Consider the following 605-nt stretch of genomic DNA (forward strand, 5'->3'; position numbering starts at 1 on the left):
CTGGCCCAGTGCGGTCAGGCCAACGGCATCGCCACAGTGGTGGTGAATGCGGGCAGCGGAGTGGCTCCCTATAGCTACCAGTGGACCAATGCCAGTGGCAGTGTGGTGAGCAGCAGCAGCCTGGCGACGGGTCTGGCGGCTGGTACCTACACCGTGACGGTGACCGACAGCAAGGGCTGCACAGGTCAGAAGCAGATCACCATCTCTTCGACCAGTGCCCCGGTGATTCTGGCTCAGGCCAGCCCGACCTCCTGTGGTGCTCCTAATGGCAGCGCCAGCGTGCAGGTCAGCAATGGCAATGGCAGCTACACCTATCAGTGGAGCACCTCGGCGGGCATCGTGGTGGGCAGCAGTGCCAGCGTGATGAACCTGGCGGCTGGCACCTACACGGTACGTGTGAGTGATGGCAGTGGTTGCAGCAGCACCACCAGCGTGGTGGTGGGCACCTCCAGCCCGGTCAATGTGGTGGCTAGTGCCCAGAACGCGGTCTGTGGTCAGGCCACGGGCAGCATCAGTCTGCAGGTCAGTGGGGGTAGTGGTTCCTACAGCTACCAGTGGCGCAACGCGGCTGGGGTGGTGGTGGCCACCAGCCAGAACCTGGTGAA

General features: G+C 63.8%; 1 pseudogene. It reads left to right on the forward strand.

The window, feature by feature from the left end:
- Positions 1-42 precede the first annotated feature (42 nt).
- Positions 43-605, forward strand: a pseudogene (locus B153_RS38105) (hypothetical protein); the annotation flags it as partial.

This window comes from Spirosoma panaciterrae DSM 21099 (assembly GCF_000374025.1).
GTDB lineage: Bacteria > Bacteroidota > Bacteroidia > Cytophagales > Spirosomataceae > Spirosoma > Spirosoma panaciterrae.